Here is a 24,981-nt window from a genome sequence, read left to right on the forward strand (position 1 = left end):
GCGCGTAAGCGGTTGCCACCAGGGCCGGGAAGCAGTCTAATTAAGCACTTCAGAAAGTGCAGGAGGGAAAAAACTGCCACGTCATCGGTTCTATAGTGATTGTCCCAAAGGATACCTCAAAGGTTAAACACTTTTTACGACAAAATAAATGACCAACTGGAAATTTAACCGTTGGTCATATCATACATGGAGGGATAGCTATGACATTTAGCTTTATTGAGTTATTAGCTGCATTTGGTGGAGGAGTATTTGGAGCTAGTGTAGGAGCTCTGGTGGCCTTTATTTTTTGTGGCTTTGCAATACTTTGCTCGGTTTCAGCTATCTTAGCAAATACTCACTTTAATCTCGCTTTACCTTTAGCCCTTGGTTCTTTCTTTGGACCACACATATCATTTGCGTCTGCTGTCGCTGCGGCGGCCTACGCAGCCAAAAAAGGGAAACTGGCTACAGGTAAAGATATTTCTTCTGCTTTAATGGGGATAAATGACCCGGGGACCCTGCTAGTTGGTGGGTTGTTTGGCGTTTTAGGATATCTTCTTGCGTATGTTTTTAACATAATCCTTAAACCAGGGATGACTGACAATGTTGCCTTGACGGTGTTTATTATCCATGTTATTGCCCGACTTGCCTTCGGCAAGACCGGATTATTTGGGGAACCCTCTGAAGAAGCCTTGGAGAGGGGGAGGTTCAGGACGGGAGGCGCAGCTGTCTGGGTCCCTTATCAGGACTCTTGGGGACAGACTCTTACTCTGGGGTTGGGGGTGAGCCTCGTTAATTCCTGGATTGCTTATAAAATAATAAAGTCTGATCCGAACCTTGCCCTGGCAGCTACTCTTTTAGGCTTCGGGATTTCGGCGGTTAAGCTATTGTTCTTATATACTACTCAAGTTCCGGTGACCCATCACATAACACTTGTATCGGCGGTAGCGACCGTAAGCAGTGGGTCGATTATTTGGGGTGTAGTTTTTGGGATAATAGCTGCACTTCTAGGTGAAGCATTTGCTAGGATATTCTATATTCATGGTGACACCCATATTGATCCACCAGCGACTTCCATATTTACCGTTACGACGTTAATATATTTGAGTAAGATTATGGGTCTCTTCTAAACCGTCTACACTTATACGGTTCAGAGACCTTTTAGAGATTAACCGGCCATGCCTGGAAGGCACAACCACTCATGAAATAGGTAGAGGTTATTACAAAGGTCTGATTTTCTGCTACATTGGACTTATCAGGGACAAAGATTGATTATATTTTGAAGGTATAACCCTCGGAGATTAACCTAACCTGATTGCCTTTGAGTACCGGGCAACCCCCTAATTTTGGATAAACCTAACTATTCCACGCTTAAAAATTTCGTAAGCGTCAAACCCAACCCACCTAGCACCAAAGCAACATTTATAGGATAATCTCCCTCAAGAACATCAATGGAGGGGGATTTTTTATGACCAAAGCCGAACGGCAAGCACTATGGGAAACCCGGATAGCTGAATACAAGAAGAGTGGGCAGAGCGTAAAAGAATGGTGCTCCTCCCATGAGGACGTTAACCCCAAGCAATTATGGTACTGGCTGCGGAAGTATAAAAACCAGGATGCGGTTTCCCCGGGAAACTCAAACCGGTGGTTGCCGGTAAAAATAACCGAGCAGGCTTCTATAGAACAGGGCCACGCTTTACTGGTTAATGTAGGACCGGTCAGCATCGAAGTAAAGCCCGGCTTTGATCCCGCCTTGCTTTCTCAGGTGGTTAAGGCGCTGGTGGCTTTATGCTAAACGAAACAGGCATCGACCGGGTTTATCTCGCCTGCGGTGCAACGGATCTGCGCAAGTCCATTGACGGCCTGGCGGTGCTGGTCAAGGAAGGGTTTGAACTGGACCCCTTCTCTTCTTGCCTTTTCGTTTTCTGTAACCGCAATAGGGATAAACTAAAGATCCTCCACTGGGAGCACAACGGTTTCTGGCTTTATTACCGCCGGCTGGAGAAGGGCAAATTCCTATGGCCTCAAGATACCACTTCGGCAACCATCACCATAAGCCGTCGGGAGCTGCGCTGGCTGCTTGACGGCCTCCCCTTAAAACAGCCCCAAGCCCATCCCGAGGTAAAAGCGCGCACCATCTTGTAATATAAAGTACCAGAAAGAAATATTTTCTGTTTATGGTTGATTCTAGAGGAATTCGAAGCGATTCGTCGAATCATTAATGCATGAACACTTCTCAATCTATCGCTGCCATGACTATAGAAGAGCTGCAAGAGCGCTGTGTTCAGCTGGAACGGGAGAATGCCGAACTAACCGCCAAGCTAAACTGGTTTATGGAGCAGTTTCGTTTAAGCAAGAAGCGGCAATTCGGTGTTTCCAGCGAACGGACCAAGCCTTTAGAAGAGCAGCTTTTACTTTTTAACGAAGCGGAAGCGGAAGCCCGGCCGGAGGCACCTGAGCCGGATTTGGAAACCATCACCTACCAGCGCCGCAAAAAACACAGCCGCCGGGATATGAACCTGGAAGAACTGCCGGTAGAAGTAATAGAGCACCGCCTGCCGGAAGAAGAGCGGGTCTGCCCGTGTTGCGGCGGCCCTTTGCATGAAATGAGCACCGAGGTGCGGCAGGAACTCAAAGTAATCCCCGCCCAGGTGAAAGTGGTCAAACATGTGCGCTACGTCTATTCCTGCCGCCGCTGCGAGAAGGAGGAGATAAGTACTCCCGTTATCACGGCACCCATGCCTGCTCCTGTACTTCCCGGCAGCCCCCTATCTCCCTCCCTCCTGGCCTACATCATGACCCAGAAATACGGGGCAGGCCTACCCCTCTACCGCCAGGAGCAGCAGTTTAAAGGTTTGGGGATAGACCTTTCCCGGCAGACAATGGCCAACTGGGTGCTCCATGGAGCCAACACCTGGCTAACCCATATTTATGACCGCCTCCATGAATACCTGCTTAAAAGAGATATCCTCCATGCCGACGAGACCACCTTACAGGTGCTGCAGGAACCCGGGAGGGAAGCTACCACCAAATCATATCTTTGGCTTTACCGTACCGGGCGGGACGGACCCCCCATCATCCTTTACGACTACCAGACCACCCGGGCCGGCAAACACCCCCGCCGCTTCCTGTCAGGTTTTAAGGGTTATTTGCACGTTGACGGCTATGCCGGCTACAATGAACTTCCAGATGTCACCCTGGTCGGCTGCTGGGCCCATGCCCGGCGCAAGTTCGATGAGGCGCTCAAGGCCCTGCCGGAGGCGAAACGTTCGGCAGCCGTGGCTGCCAGGGAGGGGCTGGAGTACTGCAACCAGCTTTTTGCCATAGAGCGTGACCTGAAAGAAGTTCCACCAGAGGAACGATATCAAATCCGCCAGGTGCGCAGCCGGCCCATGCTGGACGCCTTTTTGGCGTGGCTAAAAAAACAGAAAGCGCAGGTGCTGCCCAAAAGCTCCTTTGGGCAGGCGATTTACTATTGTCTTAGCCAATGGGATAAACTAACCGCTTTTTTACAAGACGGGCGCTTGGAACTCGATAACAACCGGAGTGAACGTTCCATCAAGCCCTTCGTCATCGGCCGCAAGAACTGGTTGTTTGCCAACACCCCGCGGGGTGCCAAAGCCAGCGCCATTACCTATAGCATCATAGAAACGGCAAAAGAAAACGAGTTAAATCCCTTCCAGTACCTTATTTACCTCTTTGAAAAATTACCCAACCTGGACCTCCAGGATAAAGATGCCCTGGATCAACTCCTGCCTTGGTCGGAAACTTTGCCTCCTGTTTGCCGTATGCATAGTTAAGCTTGTTTTTGCCCCCACCTCGGTGATAGGTGGGGGCTATTTTACGCTTACAAAATTTCTCATTTCATGTCTTAACAAAGGGGTCGTGCGGCCGAGCAATTACTAAGGGATATAGTGGGTTGGGAAGCCCACCTGGCAAGGTCTAGCCAACCGCCAGTAGCCAACCTTGAAGCCTGAAGGGCAACCGTCAGTTTGAAGAGTAAGCAGGCAAGACAGCGGGCCGAAAGTCACGGCGCTGAAGGGATTGAGCCCCGAAATTTGTCTAAGTCGGCAGGGCCGATGCTCTGACCTAAGCAGAAGGCAATATGGTAGCAGTCGTTCAGGGCGAGATTGCCACCACCTCCCCGGGGTCGTAGACCTCGGCACGCTGTACATTGTTATTCCATAGCAACTCGGGAGACCATGCCCCACCTTCCCTATTCGGAAATATAGCCGACAAGCGATACAAAGTTAGGAAGTCAAATAGGAGGTAGGAAGTCGGATTTACCAGAGGTGGAACCGAATTGACAACGAAACTTGCAAGAATAGCGGAAGTTTCCCGAACGCGACCAAAGGAACGCTTCACCTCACTGATGCACCTTATAGATGTGGATATGCTGCAGAAGCGTTTTACCTGGCCTTGAGGAACAGGCTGGCCAAATTCTCCCTAGCCGTCGGCATACATTGCGTGACCCTCCCCCGATTTGTAGGACACAGAGTTAAGAGTATATAATTAGAGCAAGGAGGCGCTGTGTCCATGGGAGAGTCCAGACGAAAATATGATGAAGAGTTCAAGCGCAATGCCGTCGAGCTATGCCGCACCAGCGGCAAAACTACCAGTCAGATTGCCCGGGACCTGGGGATTAACAGCAGCATGCTCAGCAGGTGGCAAAGGGAACAGGCAAAATACGGAGAACGAGCTTTTCCCGGTATAGGAAAACAGATGCGCGGCACCGATCTGGAAGAGGAGAACCGCCGCCTGAAAAAAGAGCTGGCCATCGCCCAGGAGGAACGGGACATCTTAAAAAAAGCTGTGGCCATCTTCTCCAAAACACCGAAATGAAATATCGGTTTATCCGGGAGCACACGGGAACTTTCCGTGTCGAGACGATGTGCCGAGTTTTAAAGGTGTCCCGGACAGGATATTACCGCTGGCTAAAAAGGCCCGTAAGCCAACGCAGGATACAAGATGAAATTATCAAGGAACAAATCGTGAATATCTACAACAAGAGCCGGAAAACGTATGGTAGTCCCCGCATCCATAAGCAGCTGGGCAGAGAGGGTATCCACTGTGGCAAAAAGAGGGTCGAACGGCTGATGCGAGAAGCGGGGCTCCAGGCCATCCAAAAACGCCAATTCAAGGTGACCACCGACTCCAAGCACAACCTACCGGTGGCCGAAAACATCTTAAACAGGGAGTTTACCGCTAATAGCCCCAATAAGAGATGGGTAACGGATATCACGTATATCAACACCGATGAAGGTTGGCTGTACCTGGCGGCGGTTATGGACCTCCATTCTAAAAGGATTGTGGGTTATTCGATGCAGAAATATCTGACCCGGGAATTGGTGATTGAAGCCCTGCAGAAGGCCGTCACCAACCGCCGTCCCGGCCGGGGGCTAGTCATCCATTCCGACCGCGGCAGTCAGTATGCGAGCTACGATTATCAGCAACTGATCCGGCAATATGGTTTTATCTGTTCCATGAGCCGCAAGGGAGATTGTTGGGATAATTCTCCTATGGAAAGCTTCTTCAAGACATTGAAGACGGAATTCGTCTACCATCGCCGTTTTAAAACCCGGGCAGAAGCCAAACTGGAAATCTTCGAGTACATTGAGGTTTTTTACAACCGTCTCAGGCTGCATTCAGCCCTTGGGTATGAGACACCGGAAGAATTCGAGAAAAACTATGAGAACCTGATAAAGGTGGCTTAAGTTGGTGTCCTATTTACCGGGGGAAGTCCAGCGTGAAGGATTCCTTGAGGAGCCGTGTGCGTTAATTGCGCAAGCACGGTTCTGTGAGGGGGTATGCCGTGAGGCATACCTCTACTCGACCACCTTAAGGTAGGCACCGTTACCTGGCCTAACGGAGCAGATTTGGAGCCGGACGTATTGTACAGTAGAGTCATCCCCTGCAGTTACCTCGAGAGGAAATAGCTTAAGGATAAAAGCCATTATCAAGACCACAAAACGGGGTCTTTTTTTTCATCACCTCAGCAGGAACTCTGTTTACGAATAGCAAAAGTTGGGTAGAAAACCACCGGGGGGTTAAATATGCTGGCCGTTGTCTATTCCGTCGTCCTGGTAGGCCTGCAAATATAGAAGCGGAAAAGAACTGCAGGGCTTTTAATGATGATCACCATTTAAATTAGGTTACAATAGATGATGAAAGTATGAAGAACAGGGTGGTAAGTTATGGCTATAGAAAAAATTTATAACGCGATTAAAAGACTCCCTCCCGCGGAAAGGGAAAAATTACGCCATTTACTAGATAACGAGGATTTTAACAATGAAAACACGGAAGCATTTGAAAGAGCAGCAGGTTCCTGGACCGACTTCTATGCGGACGGATTCATAGAAGAAATTTACCTTTGCCGTAATAGCGCTGGTAGGACAGGTCGAGAATGGTGATAGCAAAAGGGAGTGTAAATCATTTTGTGTAAATGGCAAAGCACCTTATTAAATGGTGATACTATAACTGGCTCTTATCCGGCAGGAGGATAGGGCAATGCTGAGGAGCAACCCGAGCGCCTGCCGGTCCTCCACTGGGAGCACAATGGGTTCTGGCTTTATTACCGCACCATCAGCCGCCGGGAGTTGCGCTGGTTGCTCGATGGCCTTCCCATAAAACAGCCTCAAGCCCATCCCGAGGTGAAAGCACGAACCATTTTGTAATATAAATCACAAGGCAGAAATATTTTCAGTTCCTGGTTGATTTTAGAGGATTTTGACTTGTTTCGTCGAATTATTAAAGCATGAATACTTCCCAGCATATCGCAACCATGACCATAGAAGAGCTGCAAAAGCGCTGTGTTCAGCTGGAACGGCAATGTGTTCAACTAGAACGGGAAAATGCTGAACTGAATGCCAAGTTGGACTGGTTGATGGAGCAGTTCCGTTTGAGTAAAAAGCGGCAATTCGGTGTTTCCAGCGAACGGACCGCGCCTTTACAACAGCAGCTTTTGCTTTTTAATGAGGCGGAAGTGGAAGCTCGGTCGGCTGCAGCTGAACCGGCCATAGAAACGATCACCTACCAGCGCCGCAAAGAGCGCGGCCGCCGGGAGATGGTGCTTGATAAGTTGCCGGTGGAAACAATCGAATACCGCCTGCCGGAAGAAGAGCAGGTCTGTCCGTGCTGCGGCGGTCCTTGCATGAAATGAGCACTGAGGTACGGCAGGAGCTGCAGGTCATCCCGGCCCAGGTGAAAGTGGTTAAACATGTGCTTACGTTTATTCCTGCCGCCGCTGCGAGCGGGAGTAGATAAACACACCTGTTGTCACGGCGCCTATGCCGGCTCCTGTACTTCCGAGAAGCCCGGTATCCCCTTCTCTTATGGCATACATCATGAACCAAAAATACGGGGAAGACCTGCCGCTGTACCGCCAGGAACAGCAGTTTGCCAGCCTTGGTATCGAGCTGTCCCGGCAGACCCTGGCCAACTGGGTGCTGCACGGGGCAAACAACTGGTTAACGCTTATTTACGACCGCCTGCATGAATACCTGCTTAAAGAAGATATCCTCCATGCCGATGAGACGCCCTTGCAGGTCTTGCGGGAACCGGGCCGGGATGCTGCAACCAAGTCGTTCTTATGGCTTTACCGTACCGGGCGGGACGGTCCCCCAATCATCCTTTACGACTACCAAACCACCCGGGCCAGCAAACACCCCCGCCGCTTCCTGGCAGGTTTTAAAGGCTACTTGCACGTCGACGGCTACGCCGGCTACAATGAACTTCCAGATGTCACCCTGGTCGGCTGCTGGGCCCATGCCCGGCGCAAGTTCGACGAAGCATTAAAAGCCCTGCCGGAAGATAAACGCAATGCACCCGTAGCCGCCCGGGAGGGGCTGGAGTACTGCAACCGGCTCTTTGCCATAGAGCGCGAGTTGAAAGAGGCTACACGGGTGAACGATATTAAACCCGCCAGGTGCGCAGCCGGCCCGTGCTGGACGCCATTCTTTCGTGGCTTAAAAAACAAAAAGCGCAGGTACTGCCCAAAAGCTCCTTTGGCCAGGCGATTTACTATTGCCTGGCCAGTGGGATAAACTAATAGCCTTCTTGCAAGATGGACGTCTGGAACTCGACAACAACCGGAGTGAACGTTCCATCAAGCCCTTCGTCATCGGTCGCAAGAACTGGTTGTTTGCCAATACCCCGCGGGGTGCTAAAGCCAGCGCCATTACCTACAGTATTATAGAAACGGCCAAGGAAAACGGGTTGAACCCCTTCCAGTACCTCATTTACCTCTTCGAAAAACTTCCCAACCTGGATCCCCAGGATAAAAATGCTCTGGATCAGCTGCTGCCGTGGTCCGCTTCTTTGCCTTCTTTTTGCCGGGTGAATAATTAAGCTAGTTTAAGTCCCCGCCTTTTGGATGCGTTTGTCAATACACAAGTGATCCACTATGACAAAGGAAATCTGATCCACTTATGATAAAGTAAAAGTGATCCACCCTATGTGAAAACGTTGAGGATGAAGGGATGCTGCCTACCCCTTCACTAGGAGAGGGGTAGGCAGTATGAACGACGAACAGCCTTTCTAGCCGGCCCTGGCTTTTTGTCGTTGCTTTAGGCGGTAGGATTCGGCGTTCATGTTCAAGATGTGGGACTTAAAGGTAACCCGGTCTACCAGGGCTGCCGCCAACATACGGTCCCCGAAAATTTCCTCCCATTTGGAGAAGTCCAGGTTGGTGTTAATAATTATGCTCACACGCTCACTCCTTTCGGAAATAACTTGAAAGAGCAACTCTGCACCCTGACGGGGTAAGGAGATATAAGAGAGCTTATCCACGATTAACAGGTTAACCCGGGAGAGTTCTTTGAGCATGCGGCCCAGCCTTTTTTCGTCCTGGGCTTCAGCCAGTTTGGTCACCAGGCCGGCGGCGGTAAAGAAGCGGACCGAGTAGCCGTGGACACAGGCTTTAAGGCCCAGGGCGATACTTAAATGGTTTTTCCCGGTGCCAGGGTTACCGATCATGACAATGTTTTCCCGGCGTTTAATAAATTCGCCGGCAGCTAGTTCCCACACCAGGGCTTCTTGTACGTGGGGCAGGGCCTCAAATTTGAATTCCTCCAAGGTTTTCTGGAAAGGGAAGCGGGCGAGTTTAACGCGCCTGGCTATCTGCCTTTCTTTGCGGCTGGCTGCTTCCCGGGCCAGCATGGCGGCCAGGAATTCTTCGTAGCCCCAGCCCTGGTCCGTAGCCTGGCGGATTACAGCCGGGTAATCAGCAAAGGTAGGAAGCTTGAGTTCTTTGGCATATAAAGGAATAGCTGCTGCCTGGTTCAATGAACCCCACCCCCCAGGAGACTGTCGTATGCTTCCAAGTTAACTGCTGCCACCATGGGGAAGGCGGTATCCAGCTGTACCTGGTTAGTGCCTGCATTATCTTGCTGGCCCAGGTAATAGCGGACAGCCTGGAAACTATTCTGGCCGCTTTGGAGGGCAAGTTTTATGGCCTTCTCCACTTCCTCAATCCCATGCACCATGACCAGGCCCAGGATGCGCGCCAGTTCCCGGTCTTCACCCCGGTCTAGGAGACGCTCCTTGAGCTCATAAAGACCCGGGGGCAAGGAAGCCCGGCGTAGAGGTGCGGCATTGGCCAGGGAACGCGGCTTTTGCACCAGCACCGGCAGGTAGTGTTCCAGTACCAGGCAGGTCTGATCAGCAAGATAGGTCCGGGGGGGAATGGCCACCTCCTGGGAGTGGTAGTAGACTTTAACCTGGAAGGGATAACCCTTAACGGTTACCGTTTTGCCCACCAGGTTTACCGGCATCGAGTAGCGGTTCTTTTCAAACTTGATGAGTCTCAAACTGTCCACTTCGGCCATCCTGGTCAGGGAGTAATCAAATTCCCGTGCGGGTAAGCTTGTCAGATGCTGCTTTTAGCGGACCAGGGCTTCCTTCACCGGGGCCGGGTGGTAGCGCAGGTGTTTGTCCTGGTACTGGCGGCACCTTTTATCAAGCTCCACTTGCAGTTCTACGAAGCTGTTAACCCGCGGCACCGGGACCAGGACATTGCGGCGTATATAGCCTACCAGGCCCTCCACCAGCCCCTTTTCATTGCCGCCACCGGGATTGCAAAAGTCGGCGCGAAAGGCGTAATGGCTTTTCAGGGCCATAAAGGCCGGCTGTTCCGCCTTGATGTAGCGGCCCCAGCCATCCTTAACGGCGGTCTTTACGTTATCGTAGATCAACCGCCTGGGGACGCCGCCGAAGAAGTTAAAAGACTGGACATGACCGGCCAGGAAGCAGTCGCTGCGCTGGCTGGGAAAAGCGGCTACATAAGGGGCTGAGCTATGGCAGAGGCGGTAACAGAATAGCTGCACCTTAACTTTCCGCCCAGCGATGATTACAGTTGCTTCACCCCAGTCTACCTGGGCCGCCTCGCCGGGGGCAAACTCCAGCGGTATGTAAGCCTTGTTGACTTCTGGCCGCAGTTCCCGCACCAGCTGGCGTACGGTGGAATAGGAACCCCTAAAACCGTGTTCTTCCGCCAGGCGCTGGTAAACCCTTTCGGCAGTATGGCGCTGTTTAGGCGGGGCGTCCTTATCTTTAGTGAGCCACTCCCTGACAAGTGCTTCTACCGGCCCGGTCACCGGCCGTTTAAGGTGGACCCCTTTGTCAAGACACGATTTTTAAAATTTTAAGCGTGGAAAGATAAACCTAGTATGGTGAATAGTGGTATGGTATAGTTTATGAACAAATTTTTCAGATTCCATATTTGGCATAAAATGAAAATGTATTAACTCTTTCCATAGTAAACTTCTGCCGGCGTTTTATATCTTAAGGACTGGTGAGGCCGGCGGTAGTTGTAAAACTCTAGATATCGAGATATACCCTGCTTGGCTTCACGGGGACTTTGATATTCGTTGAGATAGAATTCTTCGTATTTCAGGCTCCGCCAAAGGCGTTCGGTGAAAATGTTGTCGGTAGCCAGGCTTTTGCCGTCCATGCTAATCCTTATGCCCGCTCCTTCCAGGAGCTTTATGTAGTCCGGGTCGGTAAACTGAGCTCCCTGGTCGCTATTCATTATCTCCGGCTTGGCCAGGGAAAAGGCTGCTTCCACTGCCCTAAGGACAAAGGTTGTTTCCAGGCACTGGTCCAGGGCCCAACTTACCACAAAGCGCGAGTACCAGTCCATGATGGCGACTAGGTACATCCATCCCCGGATTAGCCGGATGTAGGTGATGTCTATACACCAGACTTGGTTGGGATAACTAATAGAAAGGCTTCGCAGCAAGTAGGGATATACTCGATGCTCATGGTTTCTTTTGCTTAAGTTAGACTTAGGATAGATGGCGGCTATACCCATTTCTCGCATATGGCGCTGGACGGCTTTGCGGTTGACCTGGAATCCCTCCCTTCGAAGCTGGGCCGTAATGCGCCTGGAACCGTAAAAGGGAAATTCGGTATATATTTCGTCAATGCGGTGTTTTATGGTTATTTCTTCTGGGGAAGGGGGCACTGGGTGGTAGTACAAGCTAGAGCGGTTTAGGCTTAAGAGCTCCGCTTGCTTCTTGATAGATAGTTCTGGATGACCCCACTCCACAAGAAGAATACGTTCGTCCCGGCTAAGCTCAGAGGCCACTCTTTTTTTTAAGCCAGGTCAGTTCTGTAGTTAAACGACCGACTTCCGCGTAGAGGTCTTGGATTTTTTTCTCGTATTCGGATTTCATGTTCTCCAGATTTTTCGTTTCATCGGTGAAGAGGGAAGGCAGTTTCTCTACTGCCGTATTTCTCCACCGGTTTAGGACAGAGGGGTGGATACCATATTCGGAGGCGATTTAGGCGATGGATTTTTCTTCCTTGAGAATTTCCAGTACGATTTTAGCCTTAAGCTCGGCTGGATAATGTTTCCTAGTACCCATGTTGACGCTTAGGACCCCCATTTTTCGTGTCTAAAATCCTGGGTCCATTATAGTTCATACTGCCGGGGTTTAGTTTCCCAGGGCACGTTTTCACCTTTACAGTAACGCTTGACGGTGTTGCGGGAAATACCAAGCTTTCTAGCTATCGCCCTTTGGGAAAGATTTTCCACGGCATAGAGGCGTCTAATTTCTTCGTAGAGGTTAATATCAATCACTTCCTTTCTCCCTCCCTGCCCGCAGCGGATCAGTTTTGTAATGTCATAGCTTTTGTTAGGGGGCGAGGATGGATCAGTTTTATATTGTCAAAGTGAGCCTTTTTGGATCAGTTTTATTTTACCGCTCACATTTTGGAAAGGTGGGGATTATTTTACGCTTACTTTGATACGACGCCCGGCCCATTAAAAAGGGCAAAATTAATGCTCCGGTAGAGTTTGGCTACAAGGTGCTGCTAGCATACTCCTCCACATTACCATTTGCAATTCCAGAAATTGAAAGGTCTACATTAAAGATAATTTTCGCACCAGAATCAAAATATTTACAACAAAATGTTAATTTAGGCCTAGTGAAAATATTTTTTAGCTGTTCTCTAAGTAAAGAAGGAGATCACAAAAATATGTAGAATATATATATAGCCAGTAGCCAATATCCTGTATCCAAAATAGGAGTGAGTAATAGAGATGGGAGAATTTCAACTGGAGCGCCGACCAGTTCACGAACAGTTGTATGATTTCTTGAGAAATGCAATACTGAATGGTGAAATAAAACCGGGGGAACGATTATTGCAAGACGAATTGGCGAAAAGGTTCGGTATAAGTAGAATGCCGGTTCGGGATGTGTTGCGTCTTCTTGAAGCAGATAAATTGGTAGTAAGGGTCCCCAATAAAGGGGTTACGGTTGCTGAATTTGGAAAGGAAGAACTAAAGGATACCTTCTTTGTAAGGAGCATTTTAGAAAGGGAGGCAGTTAAATTAGCAATTCCAAACATCACAAAAGAAGACATAATATTTTTAGAAAATTTATTACAGGATATGGATAAGTGTTTAGAAGAGAAGGATCTAAAAAAATTAACCAAGCTTAACTATAAATTTCACAAGGCAATTTATAAAGGCGTCCCTTCTCAGCGCTTGTTAGACATTATCAAAAATTTGTGGGACAACTTCCCACGATATGCCATGCTTTCTACGCTGGAAGATGCCTCAAGATCGCAAGATGCGCATCGTGCTATCTTAGAGGCAATAAAAAAAGGTGATAGCGAAGAGGCGAGCAAGTTGATGGAAAGCCATATCCTTGCCGCCGCTAAAGCTTACGCTTCAAGAAATGAGAATGAGGAGGTAAAATGAGATGCGGTTGGAAACTGTTAGCCTTTCTGGGAAAGCGAAAGAGCGGATTGAACGGTTGCGGGAATCTGTCCTTGATAGTGTTCCTCAAATTTGTCCAGAGCGAGCTGTGGTCTATACCAACACATATATGGAGCATGAGGCCCTTCCCCCAATAGTCAAAAGATCTTTGGCATTCAAACAGTTTCTTGAAACTATTCCTACTTATATACGACAGGATGAGCTTATTGTTGGGGCGGAAGGGCCTGTACCAGGAAGCGTGCAAGTTTTTCCGGAGGTAGCTAGTGAATGGATTGAAGAGGAAATAGAACTGTTTGAAAAGCGTCCTCTACACTCCCGGTTTAAAATCTCTCCGGAGGATAAAAAAACCTTGAGGGAATTATTACCTTACTGGAGGGGTAAGACCGTGGTGGACAGGGGTATGGCTCTGTTTCCACCGGAAGTGAAGACCCTGATGCAATGTGGGGTATTTGCTTCAGTCTCGGGGTTGGTGCTCGGGTTGGGCCACCTCATTCCCAATTATAGTCTAATTCTAAATAAAGGATTAGAGAGTGTCATCCAAAACATTAAGAATAAAAAGGAGCATTTAGATCCGGCCAAGCCTTCAGATTTTGAAGCACTTATGTTTTATGAGGCTGCTGAGAGGACGTGTCAGGCAGTTATTCGGTTAGCTCAAAGATACAGCGAAACGGCAGCTCAAATGGCTAGTTTTGAGAAAAATGCCGAGAGAAAGGAAGAATTGTTGCGTATATCGGCCATCTGTGCGCGAGTCCCAGCACAGCCGGCTGAAACATTCTATGAAGCTTTACAGAGTTTTTGGATGGTGCATATGGCAATTATGCTGGAATCAAATGGGACAGGTATTTCTCCAGGGCGCTTTGACCAGTATATGTACCCATTCCTGAGAAAAGACCTCGAAGAGAAAAGGATAGATTACTACCAGGCGCTGGAGCTATTGGAATGCCTGTGGATAAAGTTTAATGAAGTGAATAAATTAATGGATCAAAATCTGACTGACCTGATTCAGTCTTACCCGTCTCGGCAAAACATAGTTTTAGGAGGATTAACGAAAGGTGGTACGGATGCTACCAACGACTTATCATATTTATGTTTGAAGGCTACAGCGGACATTAAGTTTCCGCAACCTTCCTTATCCATACGATATCACATGGATAGCCCAGATGACTTTATGATGGATGTCGCTAAAGTTATACGATTAGGACTAGGGTTGCCCGCTCTTTACAATGACGAAGCACACATACCTGCATTGATGAACAGAGGGGTGGCCTTGGAAGACGCTCTTGACTATGCCCTGGTAGGATGCGTAGAGCCGGCGCCCTCGGGGAAAAGTTTCCCTAATGCAGCCGGGTCAAAATTTAACTTTGCTAAATGCTTGGAATTAACCCTCTACAATGGTGTTGATCCTGTTTCGAGAAAAAAGATCGGTCCGGAAACCGGGGAGGATTTTCGCGACTTTGAACAATTATTAGCGGCATACAAGAAGCAGATAGCTTATGCCGTGAAGCAGATGGTAGTAGCTGAAAACATTATAGAAAGTGCTCATAGAGAATTGGCTCCATTACCTTGGCTTTCAGTACTAGTCGAAGATTGTATTGAACAAGGCAAGGAAGTGTTGGCAGGAGGTGCCAGATACAATTTCACCGGTCCTCAGGGAGTGGGCCTGGCGACCATTGCCGATTCCTTAGCGGCTATCAAGAAATTAGTGTTTGAGGAACGAAAAACGACCTTGGAGGAACTTAAAAAAATCTTAAGTTCTAATTTTAAAGACAACGAACGATATAGACAAATGTTAATTAATTTAGCCCCCAAGTACGGAAATGATGACGATTACGTTGATATACTGGCCCGAGAAGTCATGGAATTTTATGCTTGTGAAGTAGAAAAGTATAGTAACACCCGCGGGGGCAAATTCCATGCTGGAATGTTCCCGGCTAGTGCGCACGTTTCTTTGGGTCGTATTGTAGGTGCAACCCCTGATGGAAGGTATTGCGGCACGCCGCTCTCGGACGGTATTTCACCTGTCCAAGGGCGTGATGCTCATGGGATGACCGCTGTATTCAATTCCGTTACCAAGTTAAACCACCTAAGAACATCTAATGGAACACTTTTAAACCAAAAAATTCACCCGGCTGTACTTAACTCTGACGAGGGGTTGAAAAAACTAGTAGCGGCCATCAGGGCTTACTTCTCCAAACGGGCAATGCACGTACAATTTAATGTTGTATCTTCAGAAATGTTGAGAGATGCTCAACTCCACCCGGATAAATACCGGGGATTAGTTGTAAGGGTTGCGGGTTGGAGCGCCTTTTGGGCTAGCATCGACAAAGCATTGCAGGACGATATTATTAGTAGAACTGAACAATATTATTTGTAGAATTAAACAGAAGATGCTGGACAACCATAAAATACAATCCGAAATATATGGAGGTGATGTGGAGGGAGACAATTTTTAAAGAAATATTAAAAGCAGATATCTCGGACAAAACACCTAATTTGGAGGGAAGAAAGAATGTTTAAGGACACAAAGGGAAAGTGGATAGCATTGTTTACTATAGTTATCTTCGGGCTTATTGGCCTTACTGGTTGTGGATCCAAAAAGGAAGAACAAAATGCTAAAGAGCAAGAAGTAAAACCTATTACTTTACGTCTGGCTCACTATGCAGCCGAGTCGCATCCCCTCGGAGAAGCAGCGAAGTTTTTTGCGAAAGCCGTAGAGGAGAAGAGTAAGGGTCGCATTAAGGTTCAAGTATTCCCGGCAAATAGCTTGGGGGCACCTCAAGACATTTGTGAGCAGGTTCGCATGGGTACTTTGGATATGTCGCTAAATACTGGTGGGCAATTGAGTCAGTATGTTCCTCAGTACATGGCGATCCAGCTACCTTTTATTTGGAACGGTCCGGAACATGTTTACAAGGTGTTGGACGGTGAAGGCGGTAAAATGCTTGCCGACCTTTCAGCCAAGCAGAACTTCTTGGTGCTATCAAACTGGGATTGGGGCTTTAGACATATCACTAATAGTAAAAAACCAATCAACACTCCGGATGATCTGAAAGGATTAAAGATACGGGTTCCACCCGAAAAAGCGATGGAAGTTACTCTAAGTACATTAGGTGCAATTCCCGTTAGTATCAATTACTCGGAACTATATATGGCCTTGTCCCAGGGTGTCGTGGATGGTCAAGAAAACCCTTTACTGGCCATATACAACGAAAAGTTTTACGAACCCAACAAGCACATAGCGCTACTAGGTTATATGTATAACAATGCTGTTCATCTCATTAGCAAAAATGCATGGGATAAACTTCCGGAAGATTTGAGGACTATTGTAAAAGAGGTGAGCGAGGAAGCCCGTGATTACATGCGGAAGGAGATGAATGATAAGGAAGCGGCAATAATTAAAGAACTGGAAGCCAAAGGTGTCAAGTTTACCAAGCCTGATCCTGCTCCATTCAGAAAAGCATCAGAACCTGCCATAGCAGAACTTGCTAAGTCTATCGGTGAAGATTTCTATCAAAAATGGAAGGATATAGTGGAAAAAGCAAAATAGGATGTTGAAGGAGCCACTGGGGCGTGGCGGTGCCATGCCCCAGATTCCACCGAACAATCACCTGGAGGTGACGGTCATGATAATGTTTATTGTTTTTATCTTGCTCATTGGGGCTGGAGTCCCCATCGGCTTCGGGTTATGCCTTTCGGCGATTATCTATATCTTATTTTCTGGGAATACCATGTTGCTCAATATGTTTGCACAACGACTGTATGCCGGCATTAATTCATACACTTTACTGGCTATTCCCTTTTTCATACTCACGGGACTCCTGATGAATACTGGAGGAATTACCAATAGGATTTTTAAATTTGCATCTAACCTAGTTGGCCATATTGCAGGTGGCTTAGGCCATGTTAGTGTCTTAGCCAGTATGATCGTTGCCGGTATGTCCGGTTCAGCGGTAGCTGAGGCCGCTGGTCTTGGAGCGGTTGAAATAAAGGCAATGACTGATCAAGGGTACGATAATGAGTTCGCGGCTGCGATTACGGCTGCGTCATCGACTATAGGCCCAATTATTCCTCCGAGCATCCCATTTGTATTATTTAGCGGCCTGACCGGGGTTTCGGTTGGCAGGTTGTTCCTGGGGGGTATTATACCGGGTCTACTTATGGGCTTGGGTTTAATGATTACGGTATACTTCATCGCAAGAAAAAGAAAGTATCCCACGAATCCAAGGGCAAACTTTAAGGACATAGCTAAAAGTTTACTTGATGCCTTGCCGTCCCTATTAGTTCCCTTAATTGTCATTGGTGGCATCCTGGGGGGGATATTTACGCCCACGGAGGCTGCGAGTGTTGCTGCGTTATATGCCTTTGTTCTGGGTGTATTCGTGTATAAAGAGATTGACATGCAGAGCTTGCTTAGTATTATAAGAGAAACCGTAAGTCATACTATTCGGGTGATGTTTATTATAGGGGCTGCTGCGTTCTTCGGATGGGTTCTTACCTACCAGGGTGTCCCTGACTTAATTACGCAAAAATTAATGTCACTCACCGAAAACAAGTACTTAATATTACTCATTATCGAATTGATCGGTTTGATATTAGGATGCTTTTTGGAAAGTCTAGCCATTCTGGTCTTAACTATACCGATATTTATGCCTTTAGTTCAGCACTTTGGGATTGATCCAGTGCATTTTGGCGTAACTTATACGTTATGCCTAATGATTGGGCTGATTACCCCACCTGTGGGCATGTCCCTGTACCCTGTAATTAGTGTGGCGAAAGTACCTCTCCACCGAGTTGCTAAAGCATGCATTCCGTATATTATTGCGTTAATTTTAGTAGTATTGATTATTACTTTTATCCCATGGTTGGTAACACTGGTCCCAAATCTTATCATGGGTCAGGCTTAGGGGGTAGACCAATGGGTTTAAAGCAAATCTCGGAAAAGATCAACCAATTGCTAGAGGTTGTATGTGGTGTTTTCCTTATCACATTATTTGTTCTGCTATTAGTTCAAGTCGGGAACCGGCTGGTGAAGATCTCCTCAAGTTGGATAGATGAAACTATTCAATTTTTGCTTGCATGGTTTGTCTTTTTGGGCTCTGCGGTTTTAGTGCATAAAACAGATCACATTAGTGTTGATCTTCTAGCTGAAAAACTTAATGGCACGGGACAAAAGCTGTTAAGGTATTTGGTGCTGGTATCGATCCTAGCTGTGGGAGGTTTTATGATTTATTGCGGTAACAACCTGATACTACACACGGTTGGTAAGAAGAGTCCCATTTTCGACTTGCCCCTAGTTTTCTGGTACCTTTCGATCCCCACTTCAGGCGTGCTGATAATATTTTTTGCACTTACAAAAATGATACAGAGATTGAAGTGATGAATATTGCGAGGTGGAGTGGATGCCTGTGGGAACGGAAACGGGAGTAATTTTTGACATAGAGAGAAATGCGCTGGTGGATGGGCCCGGAATTCGAACGGTGGTGTTTCTTAAAGGGTGTCCGCTAAGGTGTAAGTGGTGTCACAACCCCGAATCCCAAGAACCGGGACCACAACTGATGTATACTAAGGCGTTCTGTGTTGGCTGCGGAGAATGTGTAGTAAATTGTCCGGAGGGAGCTATTATAGCTTCTCAGGATGGCCTTAAGGTAAACAAGGAACTTTGCAACCTTTGCGGAGAATGTATCAGAGTCTGCTTCGCCAAGGCCTGGTCTGTGGTTGGGGAAAACTATACTGTTGAAGAGGTCATCCAACAAGTGAAAAAGAGTGCATCGTTTTTCCGCTTTTCTGGTGGTGGCGTCACAATTTCTGGTGGAGAACCCTTTTTTCAGTTTGACTTTTTGCTTTCATTGCTCAAATCGTTGCGGGCAGAAGGGTACCATGTGGCGGTAGATACCAGCGGATACACCTCGCCAGAAAGGTTGGAGGAAGTAGCAAAATATACGGACCTTTTTCTGTACGATCTCAAACACTATGACAGCCAGCAACATGTAAGATTAACCGGTGTTGACAACAAAATAATTTTGGAGAATGCCCGCCGATTATCCTTTCTTGGAAAAAAGGTAATCATACGTGTGCCAGTTATCCCGGGTATGAACGATACGGATGATAATTTGAAAAGGATAGCGTTATTTACGTCTCAACTCCCCGGGGTATCAGATGTAGAATTGTTACCCTTCACCAAACTGGGTGCAAGTAAATATCAGCGACTTCAAATCGACAACCCATGTGAAGGAATAAGCCCTCCTTCTGAAAATAGAATGAAGGAATTGGCGGCTTACTTTGCCGCTGTGGGCCTTAATGTTGCTATAGGAGGGTAGTATGTATCTAACGGTTGGAGGTAACACAATGCGATCATTGCTTTTTGTACCAGGAAATCGGACTGATATGTTAATCAAATCTTTAAAAACAGAGGCGGACGCATTGATTTTCGATTTAGAGGATGCCGTGCCTCCTGAGGAAAAGGTTCGCGCCCGGGAAGAAATAACTAAAGTTTTAGCATGTTCACCTGACAAAAATATTTACATCAGAATCAATGCGCTTAATACTCCTTGGATACTGGACGATATTCTAACCGTAACTCAATACCCAATCAAGGGTTTGGTGGTTCCCAAGATTGATGAACCATCTGATATAGAAAAAGTTTCGTGGCTGTTGGATTGTTGTGAGCACCGAGCCTTAAGTGGACAGAGTAAGCTGAGGATTATTCCCATCATTGAAACGGCCCGGGGTATTGTGAACGTATTCTCGATTGCGAAAGCAAGCCGAAGGCTTGAAGCTATCATGTTTGGAGCCATGGATTTTATATTAGACATAGACGGGGTCCAAGAAGAAACGGGTGTTAGTTTAATTTATCCACGGGCGGCAGTGGTGACTGCGTGTAGAGCGAGCGGCCTATTGCCGGTAGATACCGTGTACCCCAATTTTAAAGACCAAGATACCCTCTTAAACGAATGCATGCGGGCAAAAGCGATGGGCTTTGGGGGGAAAGCGTGTATCCATCCGTGCCAGATTACCACCATCAACCAGGTTTTTAGTCCGCCTATAGTGGAGGTTGAGTGGGCAAAACGGGTGTTAGAAGCTTACGAGGAAGCTCTTAGAAGAGGTAAAGGTGCCGTGACCGTTGATGGAACTATGGTCGATCGTCCAGTCGCTGAAAAAGCGAAAAAAATATTGGCTTTGGCGAGAAGCTAGATAGACCACAAATTCGATTAAGGGAGGCAAAATAATGGCTCGTATACTGGAAAACTATAGCTTAAACTTACTACAAGACGCAGGAATACCAGTAGTTAAGTTTGGGGTGGCCTCTACCCCGGATGAAGCTGCGGCTTGCGCGGCGTCCCTGTCGGGAGAGGTGGTTGTCAAGGCACTAGTGCCAGCGGGAAAAAGGGGAAAAGCCGGTGCGGTCAAATTCGCATCACAACCTGAAGAGGTTAAACAGGCAGCAGCTGCACTTTTGGGAATGTTGGTGAGAGGCTACCCGGTGCGAAAAGTGTTGGTCGCCGAAAGGATTCATGCAGCCACCGAGATGTATGTCTCCATCTCCATTGACCAGAAGACGGCTTGCCCTGTGGTGGTATTCAGTTTAAGCGGAGGCGTTGATATTGAAGAAGTAGCCGCAAGAACTCCGGAAAAAATAGTTACTCGCTTTTTGAACCCGCTGGAGGGTTTAACCGCGCATCAGTCTATAGAGGTCCTGGAGGAGGGAGGTTTAGACGACACCTACTTGCGTAAAGTTGCGGAAGTGCTGAGAAAGCTGTATAGCGTATTTGTTTCCCTTGACGCCACTCTGGTAGAAATAAACCCCCTCTTTCTAACTCCTAGAGGGGAAATCGTAGTACCGGCTTGTGTGATGAAAGTTGACGATAGTGCACTTTTCCGTCATCAGGAACTGGTGCCTATAGCTCAGGAGGGAAGTGAGAGAGCATGGCGCCCTCTTACGGAGATTGAGCGAAAGGTCCAGATGGTGCATGATGCCGACCCGTATCGGGGAACAGCAAGGTACACGGAACTGGAAGGCGGAGATATAGGTTTCATGTGCGGAGGAGGTGGCGGCAGCTTGGTGCTTTTTGATGAGTTGCTAAGCCTTGGAGGAAAGCCTGCTAACTACGCCGAGTTCGGCGGAAACCCAACGGAGGAGAAGGTGTACGGATTGGCAGTAAATATTCTTTCCAAACCCGGGGTTCGTGGCTTATTTGTTTCTCATAATATCACCAATAACACCCAGGTTGATGTCGAAGCCAGGGGTATTACCAGGGCCATCAAGGATCTGGGGTTGGATCCCGGCAAATTTCCGGTGGTGGTTAGGGCACCGGGCGTCAACGAGGCGGAAGGTCATCGGATCTTCCGGGAAGCAGGCATCGAGTGTTACGGTGATGACATTACTATGACTGGCAGTGCAAAACGAATGATTGAAAAGATGCGGCAGAGATACCAATTACAGGAGGGAATAAAATAACATGGCAATATTGATAAACGAAGATACACGTGTTGTGATCCATGGTATCACTGGCCGGGAAGCCTCCATGGTGACAAAACATATTCTAGCATACGGAACGAGGGTAGTTGGAGGAATAACACCTGGTAAAGCTGGCAAACAGGTGCACGGGGTTCCTGTGTACAACACTTTGAGGTCGTTATTGAAAGAGCATAAGGCAAACACTTCTCTTGTATATGTACCTCCTGCAGCCGTCTTAGATACGGTTAAAGAGGCGATAGATAACGGAATCAAACTCATAGTGATCATAACGGAAAATGTGCCTCAGCATGATGTGATGAAGATTTTGGCTATAGCCAAAGCGGCTGGTGTAAGGGTAATTGGGCCGAACTCAGTAGGTGTGATCAGTCCCGTCCACCGAGTAAAACTTGGGGCCATCGGCGGAGATAATCCTGATCGGTGCTTTGTTCCCGGCAGGGTAGGAGTCATCTCCAGGAGCGGGGGAATGACTGCTGAAACGTCCTGGATGGTCAAAAAGGCTGGTTTTGGAGTAAGCACCAGCATCAGCATAGGAGGGGACCCCATAATCGGTTCTCCCCCGGTAGAGTTGCTAAAATTATTTCAGGAAGACCCTGAAACCGACGCTGTGGTAATGTTCGCCGAACCAGGAACCAGTTTGGAAGAAGACGCTGCCGAATTCATTGCAGAAGGAGGTTTTACAAAACCACTAATCGCATACGTAGCAGGAAAGTTTACCGAAGAGATGCCAGAAGGAACGGTCTTTGGCCACGCAGCGGCGATTATCTCCAAAGGGGTGGGAAAACCCTCTATTAAAATGCGGAAACTCAGTCAAGCCGGTGCATTAATAGCTCATAGTTTTGATGAAATCATACCGCTAGTGCAACAAGTGATGAGAAGGTAAGAAGCCATGTTGATAAAATTTTATCCTCCTTTTGATTTTGAGATAAGGCATCTGGAAATGCGTATTGAACAGCCAACAACAGTTCTACAAATGCTTCAACGCATTGGTGCCGAGTACACCGGTTTCGCCGCATTTCTTCCTGCAGAGGTCGGCGAAGAAGCAGTGAGAAGCCGTATACTTGTCTTTGTTAACGGTAAAGTTGCCAGCTTGCAGGACACTTTATTTGACCAAGACGTAATTGAATTAGTTTCTCCAATAAGCGGGGGATAGTCAATTTCTCTCCTCGCTATTTCGGGTGGACAAACCCTTGATTTATATCTCTTATTGCGGCCGTTCATCGGAGCGAAGCGGTGACCCTTGACATGGAGAATACATTTTAACCTTGTTTGGCAAGGGGGCAGCAAGCGAAGCTGGTCTGCCCCCCTGCCCCTTAGAAACATAGTGTGAGGTTCAATGTCAAGGGCGACAGCAAAATAATTTGGTTCTATCCACACGAACAGAGGAGACCCTTCTATTTCCTAAAAATGAGGTGATAACATGCTCGGAGGATATACCGGCAAGGTTCTTAGAGTGAATCTTTCGACGCGTAGCGTTGCTGAAGAACATTTAAACGAGATGGAGTTGCGGAAGTACATCGGCGGAGTGGGTCTTGCCGCAAAAGTATTTGTGGAGGAAGTTCCGGCGAACATTGACCCTCTTTCTCCGGACAATATACTTATTTTCGCGACGGGGCCTTTGACGGGCACCAGCGTGCCTACGTCAGGGCGTCATGCGGTGGTCGCCAAATCTCCTCTTACCGGGATCTGGGGGGAAAGTGATGTTGGCGGTTACTGGGGAAAAGAATTAAAATGGGCCGGTTATGACATGCTGGTAATCACGGGCCGCGCCTCTCATCCGGTTTACCTGTTAATAACCAACGATGGGACGCGAATAGTAGACGCCTCTCATTTGTGGGGCAAAGACACCTACGAAACCAGTGAAATGTTGGAACAGGAAACAGTACCAGGCGCGGTGGCGGCAGTAATCGGGCCAGCGGGAGAAAAACAGGTTAAGCTTGCCGCCATTATGCACGATGGCAAACATGCGAGAGCTGCAGGGCGAGCTGGATTAGGTGCGGTAATGGGTTCCAAAAACCTTAAGGCAGTAGTGGTCAAAGGGAATCAGCCTAACTTGATTGCTGATAGTCGGGGGCTACATGATTCTATCAGGTCAAAAATGAGGCAGCTCAGGGAAGGGACAGCCTTTTTAAAAAGATTTGGCACCTCCGGGAGTGTGCTGGGGAATGAAAAGATCGGCGACCTCCCCATTCGCAACTGGCGTGATGGTTCGTGGCCCGAGGGTGCTCTAAAAATTTCCGGCCAGAGGTTGGCAGAAACCTACTTGAGAGGAAATTATCGCTGCCATTCTTGCGTGATTGGGTGTGGCAGGGAGGTAAAAATACAGGATGGGCGGTTCGGCCCGGTGGATGGCGCCGGCCCGGAGTATGAAACCGTAGCCTGTTTGGGGTCGCTTTGCCTTGTAGACGATTTGGAGGCTATTGTATATGCTAACGAGCTATGCAACAGGTTAGGTTTAGACACCATCTCGACCGGTGCGGTCATTGCCTTTGCCATGGAAGCTTTCGAGAGGGGCTTAATTCAAGAAGGTGATACGGGTGGTGTCAACCTCGGATGGGGTAATGCCGAAGCCATGATTGAACTTGTACGTCAAATTGGTAATGCGACGGGGCTTGGTGCTATTTTAGGCAATGGGGTTAGGGTTGCCGCAGAAAAAATAGGAGGTATAGCCATGGAGTATGCCATCCATGTGAAAGGGTTGGAATTCCCGGCGCATGATCCCAGAGCATCTAACAGCCTTGCCCTGACCTACGCAACATCCAATCGTGGAGCATGTCATTTACAGGGATTTAGCTATACCTTTGAAAGAGCGGTAACGATGCCCCAGCTAGGTTACCCAGAAATTCAGGATAGATTTGCTGTAGAGGGAAAAGGGCCCTTTACTGCCAAATTGCAAGATCTCTGCTGTATGTTTGATTCCCTGAAATTATGCAAGTTCCTGTTATTTGGTGGTATCAAAGTAGACACCCTGGTTGACTGGCTTAATTGCGTGGTGGGCTGGGATATGGATGTGGCTGAATTTATGTTGGCAGGAGAGAGGATTTTCAATCTAAAAAGAATATACAACAACGCATGTGGTATAAGTCGTAAGGATGATATCTTACCGCCACGTATTCTTACCCAGAAAAGAAAGAGCGGTGGAGCTGCCGACAACTTGCCTCCGTTAGGTAAGATGCTTAGCGAGTATTATCAATACCGCGGATGGGATGATGAAGGGTTTCCGACTAAGTTAAAAATTCAGGAACTAGGACTTGAACAATTTGTCAAGTAGTGGCTTAAAAGATTGAACATAATTTGTCACAATACA

General features: G+C 47.9%; 20 protein-coding genes and 3 pseudogenes. 18 read left to right on the plus strand and 5 right to left on the minus strand.

All coding sequences use genetic code 11. The features are described from left to right. Window positions 1–200: 200 nt before the first annotated feature. The 7 genes and pseudogenes from MCACP_RS05530 (at window position 201) to tnpC (MCACP_RS05560) (ending at window position 8,325) form a co-directional block, all read left to right on the plus strand. Window positions 201–1,109 (plus strand): hypothetical protein, encoded by a 909-nt coding sequence (locus MCACP_RS05530; RefSeq protein WP_406678368.1) that lies wholly within the window; start codon window positions 201–203, stop codon window positions 1,107–1,109. Window positions 1,110–1,447: 338 nt separating this feature from the next. Next, window positions 1,448–1,774: an IS66 family insertion sequence element accessory protein TnpA gene (gene tnpA / locus MCACP_RS05535; protein WP_406676604.1), complete on the plus strand. Its 327-nt coding sequence runs from the start codon at window positions 1,448–1,450 to the stop codon at window positions 1,772–1,774. After that, complete coding sequence (tnpB, locus tag MCACP_RS05540) at window positions 1,768–2,124, plus strand: IS66 family insertion sequence element accessory protein TnpB (protein WP_406676603.1); 357 nt, start codon at window positions 1,768–1,770, stop codon at window positions 2,122–2,124. The genes tnpA and tnpB overlap by 7 nt, the downstream gene beginning before the upstream one ends. Window positions 2,125–2,204: 80 nt before the next feature. Continuing rightward, window positions 2,205–3,779, plus strand: a complete 1,575-nt coding sequence (gene tnpC, locus MCACP_RS05545; RefSeq protein WP_406676602.1) for an IS66 family transposase — start codon at window positions 2,205–2,207, stop codon at window positions 3,777–3,779. A gap of 736 nt (window positions 3,780–4,515) precedes the next feature. After that, a protein-coding gene (locus tag MCACP_RS05550; RefSeq protein ID WP_406678369.1) for an IS3 family transposase occupies window positions 4,516–5,693 on the plus strand; the annotation gives its coding sequence in 2 pieces (ribosomal slippage) (window positions 4,516–4,792 and window positions 4,792–5,693; 1,179 coding nt in all). Between the two features lie 480 nt (window positions 5,694–6,173). Then, window positions 6,174–6,389 (plus strand): hypothetical protein, encoded by a 216-nt coding sequence (locus MCACP_RS05555; RefSeq protein ID WP_406678370.1) that lies wholly within the window; start codon window positions 6,174–6,176, stop codon window positions 6,387–6,389. 344 nt (window positions 6,390–6,733) lie between these two features. Then, window positions 6,734–8,325 (plus strand): annotated as a pseudogene (tnpC, locus tag MCACP_RS05560) (IS66 family transposase). Window positions 8,326–8,514: 189 nt separating this feature from the next. Here the strand turns inward: tnpC (MCACP_RS05560) and istB are convergent. The 5 genes and pseudogenes from istB to MCACP_RS05585 all read right to left on the minus strand — a co-directional run. Beyond that, window positions 8,515–9,261, minus strand: coding sequence for an IS21-like element helper ATPase IstB (gene istB / locus MCACP_RS05565; RefSeq protein WP_406678371.1), 747 nt, complete (start codon window positions 9,259–9,261; stop codon window positions 8,515–8,517). Beyond that, window positions 9,258–9,848 carry a Mu transposase domain-containing protein gene (locus MCACP_RS05570; protein WP_406678688.1) on the minus strand — a complete coding sequence of 197 codons (591 nt, stop codon included), beginning with the start codon at window positions 9,846–9,848 and terminating at the stop codon, window positions 9,258–9,260. Before MCACP_RS05570 ends, istB begins: the two co-directional genes overlap by 4 nt. Before the next feature lie 9 nt (window positions 9,849–9,857). Beyond that, window positions 9,858–10,571 carry an IS21 family transposase gene (gene istA / locus MCACP_RS05575; RefSeq protein ID WP_406678372.1) on the minus strand — a complete coding sequence of 238 codons (714 nt, stop codon included), beginning with the start codon at window positions 10,569–10,571 and terminating at the stop codon, window positions 9,858–9,860. 146 nt (window positions 10,572–10,717) lie between these two features. Beyond that, window positions 10,718–11,843, minus strand: a pseudogene (locus MCACP_RS05580) (IS3 family transposase). Window positions 11,844–11,902: 59 nt separating this feature from the next. Then, a pseudogene (locus tag MCACP_RS05585) lies at window positions 11,903–12,058 on the minus strand (helix-turn-helix domain-containing protein); the annotation flags it as partial. Between the two features lie 462 nt (window positions 12,059–12,520). On the opposite strand from MCACP_RS05585, the gene MCACP_RS05590 reads away from it, so the two are divergent. The 11 genes from MCACP_RS05590 (at window position 12,521) to MCACP_RS05640 (ending at window position 24,945) form a co-directional block, all read left to right on the plus strand. Continuing rightward, window positions 12,521–13,183, plus strand: coding sequence for a GntR family transcriptional regulator (locus MCACP_RS05590; protein ID WP_406678373.1), 663 nt, complete (start codon window positions 12,521–12,523; stop codon window positions 13,181–13,183). A gap of 1 nt (window position 13,184) precedes the next feature. Then, on the plus strand, window positions 13,185–15,575 hold the full coding sequence (locus MCACP_RS05595; protein WP_406678374.1) for a glycyl radical protein: 2,391 nt from the start codon (window positions 13,185–13,187) through the stop codon (window positions 15,573–15,575). Window positions 15,576–15,710: 135 nt separating this feature from the next. Continuing rightward, window positions 15,711–16,748: a TRAP transporter substrate-binding protein gene (locus tag MCACP_RS05600; RefSeq protein WP_406678375.1), complete on the plus strand. Its 1,038-nt coding sequence runs from the start codon at window positions 15,711–15,713 to the stop codon at window positions 16,746–16,748. Window position 16,749: 1 nt separating this feature from the next. Continuing rightward, entirely contained in the window at window positions 16,750–18,105 is a 1,356-nt protein-coding gene (locus MCACP_RS05605) for a TRAP transporter large permease (protein WP_406678376.1), read from the plus strand. An 11-nt stretch (window positions 18,106–18,116) separates the two neighbouring features. After that, entirely contained in the window at window positions 18,117–18,578 is a 462-nt protein-coding gene (locus tag MCACP_RS05610; protein WP_406678377.1) for a TRAP transporter small permease, read from the plus strand. Between the two features lie 22 nt (window positions 18,579–18,600). Next, the gene (locus tag MCACP_RS05615; RefSeq protein ID WP_406678378.1) at window positions 18,601–19,518 is read left to right on the plus strand and encodes a glycyl-radical enzyme activating protein; all 918 of its coding nucleotides are present in this window, start codon (window positions 18,601–18,603) and stop codon (window positions 19,516–19,518) included. 28 nt (window positions 19,519–19,546) lie between these two features. Beyond that, window positions 19,547–20,392 (plus strand): HpcH/HpaI aldolase/citrate lyase family protein, encoded by an 846-nt coding sequence (locus MCACP_RS05620; protein ID WP_406678379.1) that lies wholly within the window; start codon window positions 19,547–19,549, stop codon window positions 20,390–20,392. Between the two features lie 34 nt (window positions 20,393–20,426). Beyond that, a complete protein-coding gene (locus tag MCACP_RS05625; RefSeq protein WP_406678380.1) occupies window positions 20,427–21,656 on the plus strand; it encodes an ATP-grasp domain-containing protein in 1,230 nt (409 codons plus the stop codon). A 1-nt stretch (window position 21,657) separates the two neighbouring features. Then, window positions 21,658–22,557 carry a succinate--CoA ligase subunit alpha gene (locus MCACP_RS05630; protein ID WP_406678381.1) on the plus strand — a complete coding sequence of 300 codons (900 nt, stop codon included), beginning with the start codon at window positions 21,658–21,660 and terminating at the stop codon, window positions 22,555–22,557. Between the two features lie 6 nt (window positions 22,558–22,563). Further along, on the plus strand, window positions 22,564–22,827 hold the full coding sequence (locus MCACP_RS05635) for a MoaD/ThiS family protein (RefSeq protein WP_406678382.1): 264 nt from the start codon (window positions 22,564–22,566) through the stop codon (window positions 22,825–22,827). Window positions 22,828–23,094: 267 nt separating this feature from the next. Next, the gene (locus MCACP_RS05640) at window positions 23,095–24,945 is read left to right on the plus strand and encodes an aldehyde ferredoxin oxidoreductase family protein (protein ID WP_406678383.1); all 1,851 of its coding nucleotides are present in this window, start codon (window positions 23,095–23,097) and stop codon (window positions 24,943–24,945) included. Window positions 24,946–24,981: the final 36 nt, after the last annotated feature.

The sequence above is a fragment of the Neomoorella carbonis genome (assembly GCF_045278715.1).
GTDB classification, from domain to species: domain Bacteria; phylum Bacillota; class DSM-521; order Neomoorellales; family Neomoorellaceae; genus Neomoorella; species Neomoorella carbonis.